Source organism: Nocardia beijingensis NBRC 16342, from assembly GCF_001612785.1.
GTDB classification, from domain to species: Bacteria; Actinomycetota; Actinomycetes; order Mycobacteriales; family Mycobacteriaceae; genus Nocardia; species Nocardia beijingensis.
Genome location: NZ_BDBC01000031.1, coordinates 163,290 through 178,323 on the forward strand (window position 1 = coordinate 163,290; position 15,034 = coordinate 178,323).

The following is a 15,034-nucleotide window of genomic DNA, read 5'->3' on the forward strand; positions in this document are numbered from 1 at the left end:
CAATGCGGTGATGCAGTAGGAATGTCGGGCCGATATCATCGATATGCGACCTTTTCACGATGCTGATCCTCCGTAGCGAACGCGATTCATCCGTGCGGGAGGTGGTCGGTGAACGGCATAGCGTTCGGCCGCTACCGGTTGCACGAGCTGATCGGTGAGGGCGGTATGGGCCAGGTATGGCGGGCCTACGACACCGCTACCGACCGCATTGTGGCGATCAAATTGCTGCCCGAACGCTGCGCCATCGACCCCAACTTCAGGGAGCGCTTCCGACGCGAGGCTCACGACACCGCACAACTGCGCGAACCACATGTGGTCCCGATTCACGGCTACGGCGAGATCGAAGGCCATCTCTACCTGGATATGCGCTTGATCGACGGCGCCGACGCGAGAACCCTGCTGAACCGCGATGGCGCCATGCGGCCGGAGACGGCGGTCGCGGTGATCGCCCAAGTCGCGGCGGCGCTGGACGCGGCCCACGCGCAAAGTCTGGTGCACCGCGACGTCAAACCTTCCAACCTGCTGGTCACCGACAGCGGCTTCGTGTATCTGATCGACTTCGGCATCGCGCGTTCGGCCAGCAATACCCCGCTGACCAGCACCAGCACGATGATCGGAACCCTGGCCTACATGGCTCCGGAGCGGTTCACCAGCGGCGTCGCCGACGCTCGGTCGGACGTATACGCCCTTACCTGTGTGTTGTGCGAATTCCTGACCGGAATCCCGCCCTACCCGAGCACCAGCACGGAACAGCAGATCGCGGCGCACCTGACAGCCGCTCCCCCGGCGCCGAGCATGCGGCGGCTCGGCCTGCCGGTCGGGTTCGACGATGTCATCGCCCGGGGCATGGCGAAGAATCCGGACGACCGCTACCAGACCGCCGGAGAGCTGGCATCCGCTGCCGCCGAAGCCCTCACCACCGCCTCGGCGGTCACCGCCGCAAGCGACCCCGGAACGGGCACCGCCTCGATTCCGACCGGCCTCGGTGCTCACAGCGATCGGCTCGCTACCCCGCCGCCGCTCCCCTCCGCAGGGCCGAACGCCGAGCCGCAGTCCACCGTCGACGCCGGACCTTCGGCAAGGCCGCCCGGCATGCATGCCATCCGATCCGATTCAGGCGGGATCGGGAGGAACGGCCCCGCACCGCCGCGACGTAAACTCGTCCGTGCGGCGGTGGCCGTGACCGCCGTGTTGATCGCCGCGGCGCTGGGGGCGGGGATCTGGTGGCTGACCCAGCCGTCGAAGCCCCCGCTCGCCTTCGACGGCAAATACGAGGTCACCTACACGCCTCGAACCCTCAACGGGAAGCCGGACAACGGGCCTCCGAAAGTCCGGACCTGGTCGGTCCGATCGGACTGCCCGTCGCACGGCGAACGCTGCGTCGCCTCGATCACCAGCCAGAGCAAGTCGGAGCCGGAGACCGCTCCGACCAAGTTCTCCGCGGACTATCGCGACGGCGCGTGGATGATCACCAGAGAGCTACCGTCCTATTCCGACCCTGATTGCGAGAATCCGATCACCAAGGCGCCGCAGAACGTCGCGGCATGGCAGAGACTCGAATTCCGCCCCGGCGCACTGCCGTGGACCGGAACCTATCTCAGCTTCGTCGGCGGCCCTTGCGCATTCACCCAACAGCAGGAGATGAAGATCTCGCGTATCGGCGAGACGGACCCGAAGGTCGCGGTCATCCCGCCCGAAACCCTTCCCGATCGCGCCGACAGCCGACCCGTCGCACTGATCAGCGGCGCCTACGACGTGACCATCACCTATACCGCGACACCCGACGTTCCCAATCCGCCGCCGCCGAGCAAATTCCGGCAGCAGTATTACACCCTCTGCACGCGCGAAGGCGATCGATGCGCCGCGACAACGCAAGCGGAGCCAGGCACGGATCCCCGCACAGACCCTCGCGCCGCCTTCGCTCCGATGTTCGTGCTCGAAAACGGTGTCTGGCGGGCCGGCTACAGCATTCCCTACCCCTGCTCCTCGTCCTCGAACGAGCCGCACACCGACGCGAGATTTCATTGGGAGTTGTTCCCGTCCGATGTGGGACCAGACCCCACCGAATTCTTGACCGGCAGCTGGACCCGCGAGAAAGCGCAACCCTGTCCCGAGACCGCCAGTGCTACCGTCGAAATGCGACGCGTCGGCTCGGGCGGCGGGCGGCCCGCTGTCGCCGGCGCGGGGTGACGCAACGGTTTCACTCCGTCAGCAGGTGCTCGGGGCGGGCTCTCCGCGAACTCGGGCGTCGAGCCACAGGGCCACTGCGGGCGCACCTTGCGCCGCAGGGACCACATGCTCGAGCGCGGGCGGAAGCTCGATCGAGGGAACCAACAGCGACTGCACCCGCACCCCCGCCGCACACCAGCGGCGGACCGTATTCTCGATGGCAACGATCGGAATCTGCTGATCGTTCGGCGAATGCCATTCGAGAATCGGGGTTTCCGGCACTCCCGCGTAGAGTTCCAGGCTGTTCTCCTCCACTACCGACCGGGCGTCGCGGCTGTCCAAGATCGAGGTGTCGGTGAGGTATTCCCGCGCGCTGCCGTCGACGCCGGCGGTGAGGATCTCGTTGCTGCAACTGTCGGCCATGTCGTGAGCGACCGCGAGACCGCGCGGGTTCAGGTACGCGCTGGTCGGCAGCCGGTCCGGGTACTCCCGCTCCAACCCGATCGCCGCGGCCATGGCCAACCCGAAAGAGGGATGCCTGTCCATGCCCAGCGTCTCCGCGACCGTCACCAGATTCATCGGGGCGCCACCGATGGCCGCGCCCGCCAGTTCCAGTTCCGGCGCGTAAGTCGGCTGCAAGGCGGCCGCCCATGCGGTGGCCAGGCCACCGCCGGAATAACCGGCCAGCACCGTAGGGCTGTGCTCCGTGGCGAGTGCGGGCAGCCGCCGCACGGCACGGATGCCGTCCAAGACGATTTGTCCGCCCAACCGCGCGGCCCCGAGCGCGAACTGCGGTCCGAGGTGATCCGGCAGCGCGACACTCCAGCCCTTGGCCAGCGCCATGTTCAGGATGGGCGTGGTCACTGCCAGGTTCGGATCGCCGCCGTACAGCTTGTGCGATATCGCGCAGTCGGTGCCGAGCGCGTTGATGAAGTGCTGATACGACAGCAGCGGGCCCTCGGGCCGCCTGCCGACGGGGCTGAGAACCGTGGTCGTCGCCGCGATGGGCGCTCCATGCGTATTGGTGGAGCGGAATTTCACCAGCGTGACAGCGGACCCGGGGAAGATCGCCAGCGGCGGCAGTGCCCGGACCCCGAGCACATCCCCTGCCGCGTGTGCCGCCAGATCCGCCGGAGCGGCATAGAACGGGTCCGGGTCGGGACTCGGATACAGTGGTTCCGCGATTGCCGTCGTCGCCAGCAGCAGCCCGAGCGCCACACCGCCGATGGCGCTACGAACCCCAGTCAGGCCGCTGCGCCCGCTGCCGGGCAGAAGAATCCGCCGGATCACTCGACCTCCACTAGTTCGCGACGTTTGTCGACCAGCCAGCTTGCATTGAAATCGCACACTGAGGGCAAACATCCAGCGACACGCCGTACGGAGAGCGGAAGCGCCATCACCCAGGCACTGCGCTGTGGATGCCGATCGCTCCCGCGCGACTCGACCGGGTCGGGGCGGCATCCCGAACTCGAGTGATCAGCACGCGAAAGGGCGCGGCCGAACTTTCGGTAGGTGCTCAACATCAGCACCGGCGCTCTTGCGGTCGTTGGGGGCAAAACAGACTGGCCGACAGCGCTTTTACGCTCCGGCCGCGGCTGCGGACCGGCCGGCGCGCGATCCGATCAGCGCCGTTCGCCCCCGGTCGGCAGCTCCGCCCGCGCGGCGAGTGCGTCGAGGATCGCGATCTGAGCGTCGGGCACCGCGATATGCATCACCGGTCCGGCCTCGGTGGCATCGAAGCCGAAAGTGAAGAACGAACAGCAACCCGACTCGCGGGCGGCGAGGTCACGGCCCCGCGCCTCCGCGTCGGCGGACAGCAGCAGATCCAGGCGCGTGCGCGCCGGACGATGCGCGCGCAGCACGGACTCGGCGAAGAACCGATCGAACTCCGCGACTCGGACCGGCTGTTCTACGGTGGGCAGCGTGCACGAGTCCGGCACCCACTCCCCGGGCGAAGGCGTGATCGTCATGCCACCACGGTAAGCCTGCGTCCGGGTGGAGATGCTCGCTGGTTCGGTCCGCTGAGCTCTACGGATGTTCGGTTCGTTGCACCTGTTCGTTGATGAGGGTGTCGTCGTCAGCCGGGGGCTCGGGATCGCGCCATTCTTCTGCCCTGCTGGAACGGTTACCGCGTATCGTGCCCTCCAAGTCGCGGGCCAACGCGTCGTCGTGCACGGGACCGTGCTTGCTGCTTCCGCGTTCCATGAGATTTCTCCTGTCTTCGATTGCTGAACAGCCGTCCTAGCGGTGGCGCAACAGGGTGGCGACGCCTTCTCGGGGTACGACAGCGCCTTCGACGGGCACGATGGAGCCGCCCTGAAGCAACGTGACCACCGGCAGCGCTTCGTCCGCGCGGTAGGCGCGCGACGATGTCGCGTCGTCCTCGATCCATCGCGCCTCGGTGATGCCGCGAAGCAATCGCGGATCGAGTTCGATGGATCGGTCCCCCACCGTCTCCGCATCGATCAGCAAGGTGTCGGCATTCGCCGCGAGCAACGCCGAGACCGTCTCGGGCAGCCCCTCGACGGCCATGCCGTCGGCCCTGCCGCGCGCGGTGTTCAATTGCTCGACGACCTGGCTCTCCTGCTGCCGTGCCTGTGTCCGCACCGCCTGCTGGACCTGCTCTTCGAGCGCGACGGAATCCACGCCGGCGGCCCGAGCCCCGGAGTCCACTTCGACGATCCGAGCGGTGGGCGACTCGAGCGCCTTGGCCAGCGCGGAGCGCGCGCCTACCTCGCCGACGAGCACGATGATCCGCGCCCCGACCCGATCGGCGAGACTGCGGACGGCCGTGGCGACCTCATCGACGTTCCGGCGGATCATCTCCTCGACGCGACGACGCATCGACAGATGCGCCCACCCTCCGCCGTGCCGGATCCGGTGCACCGGATGCGCGGTGCCTTCGGCGGTCATCTCGATCAGATTCTCGTCCTCGTCGACGCCGTACAAATCGCAGCCGACCCGGTCGACCACCGCGATCACATGCGGCACCGCACGCGACTGCTGCTCGATCAGCGGCAACAGATAAGGAAGCGCCGACACCCGCACGATTTCGCGGACGGGTGGCTCCGCGAGCACGTGATCGACCAGGACGCTGTCCGAATCGGCGATCAGCACCCGGCCCGCACGTCCCTGCCCCGGCCTGACCTCGCTGATCGCGTCGTCGAGAAGCGCCAGCGTCTGCTCAGGAACGTCCTGGGCGGCCAGTCGCTCGCGGATCGAGCGCCACCGGAGCGCTCGCTGTGTCTCGGCGTCTTCGGTGTTGTGCGAGGCGTCGATGCAGAGTGAGACGAACGGACCTCGCCGTTGCGCTATTTCTCTGAGATTCATGCCATACACATCCGGCGCGTACCCGGCTCAGGGTGGACGAATCCACCTCCGCGGCCGCGGTCGGCACCACTTTCCAGGGCAGTTTGGCCGTTTCCGGCCCGGGTAGTCGCCACAAGTCGCCGGGACGACAAGGAGGGAAAGCCATGGCCGAAACCGAGGTCGACGACCAGCTGTGGGAGGAATTCCACCGCCTGGTCAATATGTCGTCCCGGCAGTTGCGCGATTGGCTGCGCACCGAGGGAGCCGGCACCGGCAGCGAAACGGAACCCGATCACGCGGGCCCGGCGATCGGCCGGGACATTTTGGCCATCCTCGGCAAACGCCGTACGGATCTGAACGCCGACGATATCGCGGTAATGCGCCGGGCCGTGGACGAGATCACCACGGCGCGCGGGGAGGACGCGGAGCGCGAACCGCGCGCGGGCAGTGACGAGTGGCGCCGGCACTTGATGTCACTGGGGCACGATCCGCTCCAGCCGTCCTGATCTCCACCTCCGCACACGAGCGGCCGCGGCGGCGATCGCCCACGTTGTGCGGTACCCGCGGTCACCGGCGAGACGGCCGGAGCCGATGGACTCGCCGCGCACTCCAGTGTTTGCCCACAGCGGCACCGGGCACCCGTTCACCGTGTTGAAGTCGATCCTCCTCGGCGCGGCGGCCGGGGCCGCGGGCACGACCGCTTTGAACGCCGTCACCTTTCTCGACATGATCGCGCGCGGCCGGCCACCGAGTCGCACGCCGGAGGAAAGCGTCCAGCACCTGACCGGGACGCTGGGCGTAGAGGTACCCGGCGACGAAGAACAGCGGTGGAACCGGATCTCCGGCGCAGGCGCATTGCTGGGCACCGCGACGGGCGTCTCGGTCGGCTGCGCCCACGGCTTGGCCCGTTCCGCGGGATGGCAGCCGTCGATCCTCACCGCCAGCATCGCCGACACCGCCACGGCGATGTCGGTCACCGCCCTGTCGCTGTTCGCCTCGGGTGTCTCCGATCCCCGCCGATGGACCCGTTCGGACTGGCTCAGCGACCTGGTGCCGCACGTGGCGTACGGGCTGGTCACTTCCCTCACCTACGCCGCCATGACCGAAGGCCGTTCGACCTCGGAGCGGCGAGGCCGCCAGGGGCGCCGTGACCCGAGGCGCTGGGACCGTGCCGCGATCTCGGCCGCCGTTCGACTCGGCACCGTGCCCGCACCCGTTCGGCTCATGTCGTTCGCGATTCGCTCGGCGTCTGCATGGCGTCGAGGGACTCGATGACCTCACGACACCAGTCCACCCAGGCCCGTTCGGTCCCGAGACCGGCCTTCAGAACCAGATGCCGCATCGCATCGGCGTCGCCGCCCACGTCCGAGAAATCGCGTGCCTGGATCTCGCGGTAGGTCGCCAACATCCTTTCGTGCACGTCGAGATGGTGTGCGACCACCTCGCGGACCCCTTCGAAGTCCCCGGTTGCGGCTGCGGCCCGCAACCTGATCAGCAACGTGTCGCGCTGCTGTGGTGGCTCGTCGACCTCGTTCACCCAACGGCGAAGAGCCGCGGTGCCTGCCGGTGTGATCGCGAAGCGCCGCGGTTGGCCACGCCCTGGCGACTGCGGCTGCGCAACCTCGGCGACCAAGCCGCCACCGCTGAGGCGATCCAATTCGCGATAGATCTGCTGGTGGGTGGCCGACCAGAAATAGCCGAACGCGCGGTCGAAGCGCCGAGCGAGTTCGATGCCGGTCGAGGCCCGTTCGGTCAACGCGGTCAGGATCGCGAACTGCAGTGCCACCGCCCCATGGTAGAGAGCGCCGAACGAGTCGGCGGCGCCGCCTGAGTCCGCATACCCGCGAGTGAACGACGTGGCACAGGCGGCGCACCGCCAGATAGCCGGTGAGACAACGCATTCCTCTACCGGGTGACGGGCGACACATGTTTATGCAACTTATTGCATTAACGCGGCGGCGTGGATAGCTTCGTCGGCACGCGGCGCTGTTCGGCCCGAACCGCCGCGAGACAACCTTCCGCACTTCGAAGGACCTCACCATGGCCCTACCCGCCGCTCTGTCCGGTCGCCTGACGCTGCCCGTCGTGGCCTCACCGATGTTCATCTCCTCCGGACCCGAGCTGGTGATCGCTCAGTGCCGGGCCGGGGTCATCGGATCGTTCCCGGCGCTCAACGCCCGCCCCGCTGCGCTGCTGGAGGACTGGCTGGCTCGCATCACCGAGGAGAACGCGTCGTACGCGGCAGCGAACCCCGATGCCACCGTCGCGCCGTTCGCCGTCAATCAGATCGTCCACCGAACCAATGACCGACTCGAACACGACATGGACGTGATCGTGCGGCACCGCGTGCCCATCGTGATCACTTCGCTGGGCGCGCGCCCGGAGATCAACGACGCCGTCCACTCCTACGGCGGGATCGTCCTGCACGACGTGATCAGCAACGAATTCGCCCGCAAGGCCGTCGAGAAGGGCGCCGACGGCATCATCGCCGTGGCCGCCGGCGCCGGCGGCCACGCCGGGACGCAGTCGCCGTTCGCTCTCGTTCAGGAGATTCGCGAGTGGTTCGACGGGCCGGTGCTGTTGTCCGGCGCGATCGCCCACGGCCGTTCCATCCTCGCCGCGCAAGCCGCGGGCGCCGACCTCGCCTATGTCGGTTCGGCATTCCTCTCCACCGTCGAGGCGGTGGCGGCCGCGGACTACAAGCAGATGATCATCGACTCCAGCGCCAAGGACATCGTCTACAGCAACTTGTTCACCGGGGTCCATGGCAACTACCTGCGCGGCAGCATCATCGCCGCCGGCCTGGACCCCGACGACCTCCCCCACTCCGACCCGTCGGTGATGAACTTCGGCTCCGGCGGCAATGTGAGCGCCAAAGTATGGCGGGACATCTGGGGCGCCGGGCAGGGCATCGGCGCGATCAAGGAAGAACTCACCGTCGCGGATTTGGTGACCCGCTTGAAAGCGCAGTACGAAGAGGCGCGCCAGGATCTCGCCCGCAAGACCCGCACGCCCGAAACCGCCCCGGCTTGATCCGCACGGAAACGGTGACGCCGGCGTCTGCTCGCACTGAGCCACCGGCACACTGTGCGCGATTGCGCGGGGCGCACCGCACGTTGTTCCGGCCGCGCCCGGCCGTCGAGCGGCCCTGTCCGCGATGATGTGACAGCAGTCACAATACAAAGCTGTCGAGAACGTGACGCCTGCTTCGTCCCAGGGATACGAGCAGCCACGAGGGCCGCGCGACGAAGAAGGAGAACGACCATGAAGTACCTGCTGCTGAAGCACTACCGCGGCGCCCCTGCTTCGGTCAACGACGTGCCGATGGACAAGTGGACGCCGGAGGAGATCGACGCGCACGTGCAGTACATGCGCGATTTCGCGACCCGCTTGGTGGAGACGGGCGAGTTCGTCGGCGAGCAAGCATTGGCGCCGGAGGGCGCGTGGGTGCGTCACGACGGCGAGGGGCGCCCGCCGGTGACCGATGGCCCGTTCGCCGAGACCAAGGACCTCATCGCCGGTTGGATGATCATCGACGTCGAGTCCTGGGAGCGTGCGGTCGAGCTGGCCGGGGAGCTGTCCGCCGCCCCCGGTGCGGGCGGCAAGCCGATCCACGAATGGCTCGAGGTGCGGCCGTTCCTCACCGGAATGCCCTTGGTGACCGAGTGAACGAGTCGCTGCTGCGGGAGCTCGTGCCCGCGGTGATCGGCATTCTCGGCCGGCGTGGCGCGGATTTCGCGTCGGCCGAGGATGCCGTGCAGGAAGCCCTGATCCGGGCGTTGGAGACGTGGCCGGACGATCCGCCGCGCGATCCGCAGGCGTGGCTGGTCGCGGTGTCGTGGCGGAAGTTCCTCGACGCCGCCCGCGCCGAGGCGTCGCGGCGGGGGCGGGAGCTCGCCGCGGAAGCCGAGCCGCCCGCCGGTCCGGCGCAGGCCACGGACGACACGCTGCGGCTGTTCTTCCTGTGCGCGCACCCGGCGTTGCCGCAGGCGGCGGCCGTCGCGTTGACGCTGCGGGCGGTCGGTGGGCTGACCACCCGCCAGATCGCCGAGGCCTTCCTGGTCCCCGAGGCGACCATGGCGCAGCGGATCAGCCGGGCCAAGCGGCGGATCGCGGGGCTGCCGCTCGACCGGGCGGGTGATCTCGGCACGGTGCTGCGGGTGCTCTATCTCGTCTTCAACGAAGGGTACGGCGGGGATGTGGACCTGGCGGGCGAGGCGATCCGCCTGGCCCGCCAGCTCGTCGCCCTGACCGACGAACCCGAGGTCGCGGGCCTGCTGGCGCTGATGCTGCTGCACCATGCGCGGCGCGCGTCACGCACCGGCCCCGGCGGTCGTCTGGTGCCGCTCGCCGAGCAGGACCGGGGTTTGTGGGACACGCGGCTGATCGCCGAGGGCGTCGAGATCCTGCAGACCGCGCTGGCCCGCGACCGGTTGGGTGAGTACCAGGCGCAGGCCGCGATCGCCGCTCTGCACGCGGACGCGCGCTGCGCCGCCGAGACGGACTGGGTGCAGATCGTGGAGTGGTACGACGAGCTGCTGCGCCGCACCGGCAGCCCGGTCGTGCGGCTCAACCGCGCGGTGGCGATCGGCGAGGCCGACGGACCGCGGGCAGGCCTGGCGGCGTTGGCCGACGTGCGCCCCGACTTGCCCAGGTACGCCGCGGTGACGGCGTACCTGCACGAACGCGCCGGCGATCTCGAACGTGCCGCCGAGCTGTATGCCGAGGCCTCTCGTGCCGCCAGCAGCGTGCCGGAGCGCGACCACCTCACCCGGGAGGCCGCGCGAGTGCGCCAACTGCTGCGGCCGTGAGCGCACCGCGGGGACCTACCGCACGCTGATCGTGACGGTCCTGGTCCGCGGCACGGCGGGCAGCTTGGTGGTGTCGACCATCAGCACCTCACCGGTGTCCTGCGCGCCGCCGGCCAGGAGCTTGGCTTTCAGCCCGAATGGCGGCCGGTCGCCGGTGGCGGCCTCGACGCCGAAGTCGCTGTCGTCGGCGATATAGAGGGTCTTGCCGCCGTCACGGGTGGCGACGCCCTCGATCTTGTCGTGGCCGAAGAATTCGCCCTCTGCGTTCAGGCCGTCCAGCAGGCCCCCGAGATCCAGGGCGGACGTTTTGGCGACGGGGGTGATGCCCGCCTTCCGCAGTGTGGCGACGCCGTCGGCGGTCGGCACTGCGCCGACGAGGAGTTCCAGCGGCTTGCCATCGACCAGCAGCCCGAGCTCCGGATCGTAGCGTGCGCCTTGCACCTTCACCTGCGGGCCGACATCGGTCGCGCCGGCGATATCGATCGTCCACAGCTTCTTGTTCGCCTTGGGCGGTTTGCCGCCGTCGCGCTCGTCGACAAGGAAGGTTGTGCCGGTCAGCGCCGTGATCTCGGAGACCGCCAGCTTCTGTTTCGGCTCCTCCAGCGGATACACGAATTCCTTGACGTCCCTCGTCTTCAGATCCACGGTGACGATCCGGGTCATGGGCACTTCACGCGCCGACGCGACACCCGGCTCGCTCAGTGCGCTCTGCATGATGCCGACCAATGTGCTGCCGTCCGGTGTGACGGTGAGTCCTTCCATGCCCTGGTTCGGGGTGCGCAGCGAAAGCTCCTTGGGCAGACCATTTCCCGGCGTCAGTCGCTCGAGCTCGGTACCGCCGGCGTCGAAGTGCACGAGGAACGGCCCGTACTCGTCCGACACCCAGAAGGTGCCGTCGGGCAGCGCGGCCAGGCCCTCGCTGTCGATGCCGTGATCGGTGGGCGGAAGGACGGCGCCGTCGAGGTCGCGGAAGGTCTCGCCGGTGCCTGCGGAGGTGTCGATCAGGCCGTTCAACGGCTGGCCCGCCGCATTCTTCAAGGGAATCGTGCTTTCCAGCACCGCCTTGCTGCCGACCAATTTGAATTTGGCGATGGCGGGCGTGAAAGCCGGTAGGGGTGTGAGTTTCTCGTTCTTGGCTCTGCCTTCTACGTTCGGACCACGGTCGGTGAGACCGTAGAACTCGTCGGCCGATCCCGGCACCGGCGTGAACGCCGATCCGTAGCCGCTGCCCTGCACGCTCACTCCACCGAATTCACCGAGCGGCGGGATGTCGGTGGTGAACAGCTTCACGGCGTCGGTGGTGGTCACGGTGATGCTGTCGGACCCGGTGTACCCGGCCGCCGGTGTGTAGACCACCGCGCCGTCGGCGCGGCGGGTGATCGTGCCGTGCCGCGGATCGGCGACCGCGACCGCGGCGCTGCCTCCGGTCGCGGCCAGCAGCTCGTCCAGCGAGATCACCAGGGGCTGGTCCTTGGCGGCGGTGAAGTCCGCCGCCGGGCTCGATGACGAGCAAGCGGACAGAACGGCGGTCGCGCACACGGCGGCCATGACGAGTGCGCTTCGGGTACTGCGGTGCGTTCTCACCAGCGATGCGTACCGTCCGAGCCCGGCCTCCAGTTGGCCTCGAGCTGAACGGGAGCCGTCGATCCCCACAATCATCCGATTATTCTGCGGTGTTACCAGCGCTGACGAACGTGGATATCGCGGCACCGAGCACAGGCCGAGCCGTCACCGGGCCGAGATCGTCCCGTCGCCTCCGGAGAGCTCGGCGGAGGTGTCGTGTCGTTGCCCTGGCGATCTACGGTGGAGGTATGACCGCCTTGGAGTATCGGCATGTGCTGGTCGCGCGGGACGGCGACACGGTGCGCATCACCATGAACCGGCCGAGGCAGCGCAATGCGCTGTCGGGCGAACATCTGGGCGAGTTGCTCGCCGCGTTCCAGGCGGCGGGCGAGACCGACGCCACCGGGATAGTGCTCGGGGCGCACGGCCCGGTGTTCTCCGCGGGACACGACTTCGCCGACGTCGCCGCGCGTGACCTGCTCGGCGTGCGGGAACTGCTCGCGCTGTGCACGGAACTGATGTCGACCATCCAGTCGGTGCCGCAGGTGGTGGTCGCCCGGGTGCAGGGTCTGGCCACGGCCGCCGGCTGCCAACTGGTGGCCTCGTGCGATCTGGCCGTCGCCGCCGAATCGGCCGGTTTCGCGCTCCCCGGCGGCAAGGGTGGCTGGTTCTGTCACACGCCCGCGGTGCCGGTGGCCCGCGCCGTCGGCCGCAAACGACTGATGGAACTCGCCCTCACCGGCGACCCGATCGATGCCCGCACCGCCGAGCAGTGGGGCCTGATCAACAGAGCGGTGCCGGACGCCGAGCTGGACACCGCCGTCGACGAGTTGCTGGCCCGCGCGACCAGGGGTAGCCGGGCCAGCAAGGCACTGGGCAAACGCACTCTCTACCGCCAGCTCGACCGTCCGGAAGCGGATGCCTACACCCTCGCCCTGGAAGTCATGGCCGCTGCCGCTCAACTACCCGGCGCCAGGGAAGGGATGGCGGCCTTCCTCGCGAAGCGCCCGCCTGTCTGGAGCGATTAGCGTCGGTCCGTCCCCGTGCGGACGGGGTCGTCAGCGCTTGAAACGTCCGGCGAATCCGCGCAGAGGCAGATCCGCGCTGGTGATGATGCCGGGGCGGGCGGCGACGACGGATCTTATCGAGTTGAGGGCGGGCAGGCCGGTGACGGTCATGCCGATCGAGGCGAAGCTTTCGGGATCGGATAGATCGGTGCCCCGGCGCGGAATGATCATGTGCTTGCTGTAGATGTTCGGGTCGCCGGTGACCTGAGTGATGTAGCAGCCTTTGATCTTCCAGGCCGGGTCGGTGTGCGGGGTCATCTGCCATTCGAGGTGGCTCTCCACACGCGGCACGCCGTCGACCAATCCCTGGTACTTGATGTAGCTGGCGCCGAGCGAACCCTCGGGCAGGAAGTACCAACCCAAGTCGACGTCTTTCGTGCACGCGCCGAGTTCGTAACCGAAGCGCACCTCGTCGAGTTCGAGGTCGAAGGCGTCGGCCATGAGATAGACCGAGTCGGCGAACACCGCGGTGTATTTGTAGAGCGAGTCCGGGATGGTCGGGTCGTCGACTCGGCGGCCGTAGCCGACGGCTTTCCAGGTGTCGACGGAATGATGGCAGGAGACGTCGACCGATTCGGTGACCGTGATGTTCTCGATATCGGCGACGTCGGCGGTGTGCACGATGCCGAGTATCTGGCACAGGCCGGGGTTCATGCCGGTGCCGTAGAAGGTCGAATGGCCGCGCTCGCAGGCGGCTTGGATGACTGCGCTGACCTCGCGGCCGGAAGGGTGCGGATGGTTGGTGTCGCGGTGGAATCCGGTGATCCAGTCCGCGGTGGTCACGACATTGATTCCCGCCTCGAGAACCTTCTCGTAGAGGTCCTCGTCCGGGAATACCCCATGGAAGGTGAGCACGTCCGGGTTCGCGGCGATGATCTGTTCGACCGAGCCCGTGGCGATCACCCCGATCGGTCCGAGGCCGACGATCTCCCCCGCGTCGCGCCCGATCTTGTCCGGCGAATAGCAGTGCAGTCCCACGAGTTCGAGATCGGGGTGGTTGCGGATACGGCCGATCATCTCGGTGCCGAGGTTGCCGGTCGCGACCTGGAATACCCGGACTTTGCCGGAGGTGCTCATGTGGTGGGCCTTTCGGGATAGAACTGCACTGCCCACTCACGCAACGCCTTGAAACCGGCGTATTCCTTGCGCGAGAACGCGGGCGGATCCGTATAGCGCTGGTGCGCCCAGATATCGACGTCGGCTTCGAACTGCTGGATGACGAAGCCTGCCATCGTCTTTCCGTACCGGGTGATCTCGGGGCCGTCGTCCCCGGCTCTGCGTCCGATCCACACGGTGAAGCGGACGTCGGAGGTGTAGTCGTCCACGGGCGTCACCGCGGGCATGGTGCGGTTGTCGACCATGCCCCAGCTCTTGGTGATCGAGCATCCCAGTCCCGCGTTGATCGATTCGACGCCGCTGTTGATCTGGTCCTCGGCCACGCCCTCGTCGAAGGCGATGGTGAAGTCGACATACGACACCGGCCCGGAGAAGTCGTGACGAGTGAATTCCGGGACGAACGGTGTCTTGTGCACGAACTTGAAATGCGCGAAATCGACGCCGTTCTCCATGACGTACTGCGGGTGCAGTTCCAGCCCCGGCCGGTACAGCGTGGCCGCGGGCACCGGCGGGTAGTAGTCGGCGGCGGTCTTGCCGTCACCGAAAGCCTCGAAGATGTCTGGGATTTCGAAAGACGGGTCACGGCCATCGATGTCGTGCCAGATCCACACCGCTTCGTTCCGCTCCACCACCGGGTAGCTGCGGATCCGGCGGCCCTTGTTCGGATGGCTCTCGTACGGGACACAGACGTTGCGCCCGTCCCCGTTCCATTCCCAGCCGTGGAACGGGCATACCAGATGCTCGCCCACCACATGACCGCCGTAACCGAGATGAGCGCCGAGGTGCTCACAGTAGGCGTCGAAGACCGCGACCCGGCCGGCTGCCGACCGCCAGGCGACCATCTCACGCCCGAAGTACTTCATCTTGTGCACCGCGCCGACCGCGATCTCACTGCACCAGGCCACCTGAAACCAACCCGACGGCTGCATCGACAGCGGTGGTTTTGCCATCTCGATCCTCCAAGCTGCCGAGGGCTGCTCGGCTCCTGGGCCTTTCCCA

15 protein-coding genes are annotated in these 15,034 nt (G+C 67.9%); 7 read left to right on the forward strand and 8 right to left on the reverse strand.

What is annotated here, in order from left to right; genetic code table 11:
* Nucleotides 1–108: 108 nt before the first annotated feature.
* A complete protein-coding gene (locus NB3_RS19165; RefSeq protein WP_067805030.1) occupies nt 109–2,190 on the forward strand; it encodes a serine/threonine-protein kinase in 2,082 nt (693 codons plus the stop codon).
* Nucleotides 2,191–2,208: 18 nt separating this feature from the next.
* Here NB3_RS19165 and NB3_RS19170 read toward each other — a convergent pair whose 3' ends face one another.
* The 4 genes from NB3_RS19170 to NB3_RS19180 form a co-directional block, all read right to left on the reverse strand.
* On the reverse strand, nt 2,209–3,417 hold the full coding sequence (locus tag NB3_RS19170; protein WP_067805192.1) for a lipase family protein: 1,209 nt from the start codon (nt 3,415–3,417) through the stop codon (nt 2,209–2,211).
* Nucleotides 3,418–3,791: 374 nt separating this feature from the next.
* A complete protein-coding gene (locus NB3_RS19175) occupies nt 3,792–4,139 on the reverse strand; it encodes a hypothetical protein (protein ID WP_067805034.1) in 348 nt (115 codons plus the stop codon).
* Nucleotides 4,140–4,197: 58 nt separating this feature from the next.
* The gene (locus NB3_RS35630; RefSeq protein ID WP_169810709.1) at nt 4,198–4,374 is read right to left on the reverse strand and encodes a hypothetical protein; all 177 of its coding nucleotides are present in this window, start codon (nt 4,372–4,374) and stop codon (nt 4,198–4,200) included.
* A gap of 36 nt (nt 4,375–4,410) precedes the next feature.
* Nucleotides 4,411–5,499, reverse strand: a complete 1,089-nt coding sequence (locus NB3_RS19180) for an Rv2629 family ribosome hibernation factor (protein ID WP_157111870.1) — start codon at nt 5,497–5,499, stop codon at nt 4,411–4,413.
* A 143-nt stretch (nt 5,500–5,642) separates the two neighbouring features.
* Here NB3_RS19180 and NB3_RS19185 point away from each other — a divergent pair, with 143 nt between their 5' ends.
* Both NB3_RS19185 and NB3_RS19190 read left to right on the forward strand, forming a co-directional pair.
* Nucleotides 5,643–5,984, forward strand: coding sequence for a DUF3140 domain-containing protein (locus NB3_RS19185; RefSeq protein WP_067805040.1), 342 nt, complete (start codon nt 5,643–5,645; stop codon nt 5,982–5,984).
* 142 nt (nt 5,985–6,126) lie between these two features.
* Nucleotides 6,127–6,753 (forward strand): hypothetical protein, encoded by a 627-nt coding sequence (locus NB3_RS19190; RefSeq protein WP_067805194.1) that lies wholly within the window; start codon nt 6,127–6,129, stop codon nt 6,751–6,753.
* On the opposite strand, the gene NB3_RS19195 is transcribed toward NB3_RS19190, so the two are convergent.
* Nucleotides 6,701–7,264, reverse strand: coding sequence for a PadR family transcriptional regulator (locus NB3_RS19195; RefSeq protein ID WP_067805043.1), 564 nt, complete (start codon nt 7,262–7,264; stop codon nt 6,701–6,703). The two genes, NB3_RS19190 and NB3_RS19195, sit on opposite strands and share 53 nt — an antisense overlap.
* 254 nt (nt 7,265–7,518) lie before the next feature.
* On the opposite strand from NB3_RS19195, the gene NB3_RS19200 reads away from it, so the two are divergent.
* The 3 genes from NB3_RS19200 to NB3_RS19210 all read left to right on the forward strand — a co-directional run bounded on the left by NB3_RS19200 (nt 7,519) and on the right by NB3_RS19210 (nt 10,289).
* Nucleotides 7,519–8,511, forward strand: coding sequence for an NAD(P)H-dependent flavin oxidoreductase (locus tag NB3_RS19200; RefSeq protein WP_067805046.1), 993 nt, complete (start codon nt 7,519–7,521; stop codon nt 8,509–8,511).
* A 231-nt stretch (nt 8,512–8,742) separates the two neighbouring features.
* Complete coding sequence (locus NB3_RS19205; RefSeq protein ID WP_067805049.1) at nt 8,743–9,147, forward strand: YciI family protein; 405 nt, start codon at nt 8,743–8,745, stop codon at nt 9,145–9,147.
* Nucleotides 9,144–10,289, forward strand: a complete 1,146-nt coding sequence (locus NB3_RS19210) for an RNA polymerase sigma factor (RefSeq protein ID WP_067805052.1) — start codon at nt 9,144–9,146, stop codon at nt 10,287–10,289. The genes NB3_RS19205 and NB3_RS19210 overlap by 4 nt, the downstream gene beginning before the upstream one ends.
* 15 nt (nt 10,290–10,304) lie before the next feature.
* Here the strand turns inward: NB3_RS19210 and NB3_RS19215 are convergent, their stop codons facing one another.
* Complete coding sequence (locus NB3_RS19215; RefSeq protein WP_307695045.1) at nt 10,305–11,873, reverse strand: esterase-like activity of phytase family protein; 1,569 nt, start codon at nt 11,871–11,873, stop codon at nt 10,305–10,307.
* A 227-nt stretch (nt 11,874–12,100) separates the two neighbouring features.
* Between NB3_RS19215 and NB3_RS19220 the strand changes: the two genes are divergently transcribed.
* On the forward strand, nt 12,101–12,880 hold the full coding sequence (locus NB3_RS19220; protein WP_067805059.1) for an enoyl-CoA hydratase-related protein: 780 nt from the start codon (nt 12,101–12,103) through the stop codon (nt 12,878–12,880).
* 30 nt (nt 12,881–12,910) lie between these two features.
* Here the strand turns inward: NB3_RS19220 and NB3_RS19225 are convergent, their stop codons facing one another.
* Both NB3_RS19225 and NB3_RS19230 read right to left on the reverse strand, forming a co-directional pair.
* Complete coding sequence (locus tag NB3_RS19225; protein ID WP_067805062.1) at nt 12,911–13,996, reverse strand: NAD(P)H-dependent amine dehydrogenase family protein; 1,086 nt, start codon at nt 13,994–13,996, stop codon at nt 12,911–12,913.
* Nucleotides 13,993–14,985, reverse strand: a complete 993-nt coding sequence (locus tag NB3_RS19230) for a Rieske 2Fe-2S domain-containing protein (protein WP_067805064.1) — start codon at nt 14,983–14,985, stop codon at nt 13,993–13,995. Before NB3_RS19230 ends, NB3_RS19225 begins: the two co-directional genes overlap by 4 nt.
* Between the last annotated feature and the right edge of the window lie 49 nt (nt 14,986–15,034).

Excerpts from the sequence above, each read along its gene's own strand:
- NB3_RS19175 (WP_067805034.1), bottom strand. The coding sequence starts at position 4,139 with ATGACGATCACGCCTTCGCCCGGGGAGTGGGTGCCGGACTCGTGCACG.
- NB3_RS35630 (WP_169810709.1), bottom strand. The coding sequence starts at position 4,374 with ATGGAACGCGGAAGCAGCAAGCACGGTCCCGTGCACGACGACGCGTTG.
- NB3_RS19180 (WP_157111870.1), bottom strand. The coding sequence starts at position 5,499 with ATGAATCTCAGAGAAATAGCGCAACGGCGAGGTCCGTTCGTCTCACTC.
- NB3_RS19185 (WP_067805040.1), top strand. The coding sequence starts at position 5,643 with ATGGCCGAAACCGAGGTCGACGACCAGCTGTGGGAGGAATTCCACCGC.
- NB3_RS19200 (WP_067805046.1), top strand. The coding sequence starts at position 7,519 with ATGGCCCTACCCGCCGCTCTGTCCGGTCGCCTGACGCTGCCCGTCGTG.
- NB3_RS19205 (WP_067805049.1), top strand. The coding sequence starts at position 8,743 with ATGAAGTACCTGCTGCTGAAGCACTACCGCGGCGCCCCTGCTTCGGTC.
- NB3_RS19220 (WP_067805059.1), top strand. The coding sequence starts at position 12,101 with ATGACCGCCTTGGAGTATCGGCATGTGCTGGTCGCGCGGGACGGCGAC.
- NB3_RS19225 (WP_067805062.1), bottom strand. The coding sequence starts at position 13,996 with ATGAGCACCTCCGGCAAAGTCCGGGTATTCCAGGTCGCGACCGGCAAC.
- NB3_RS19230 (WP_067805064.1), bottom strand. The coding sequence starts at position 14,985 with ATGGCAAAACCACCGCTGTCGATGCAGCCGTCGGGTTGGTTTCAGGTG.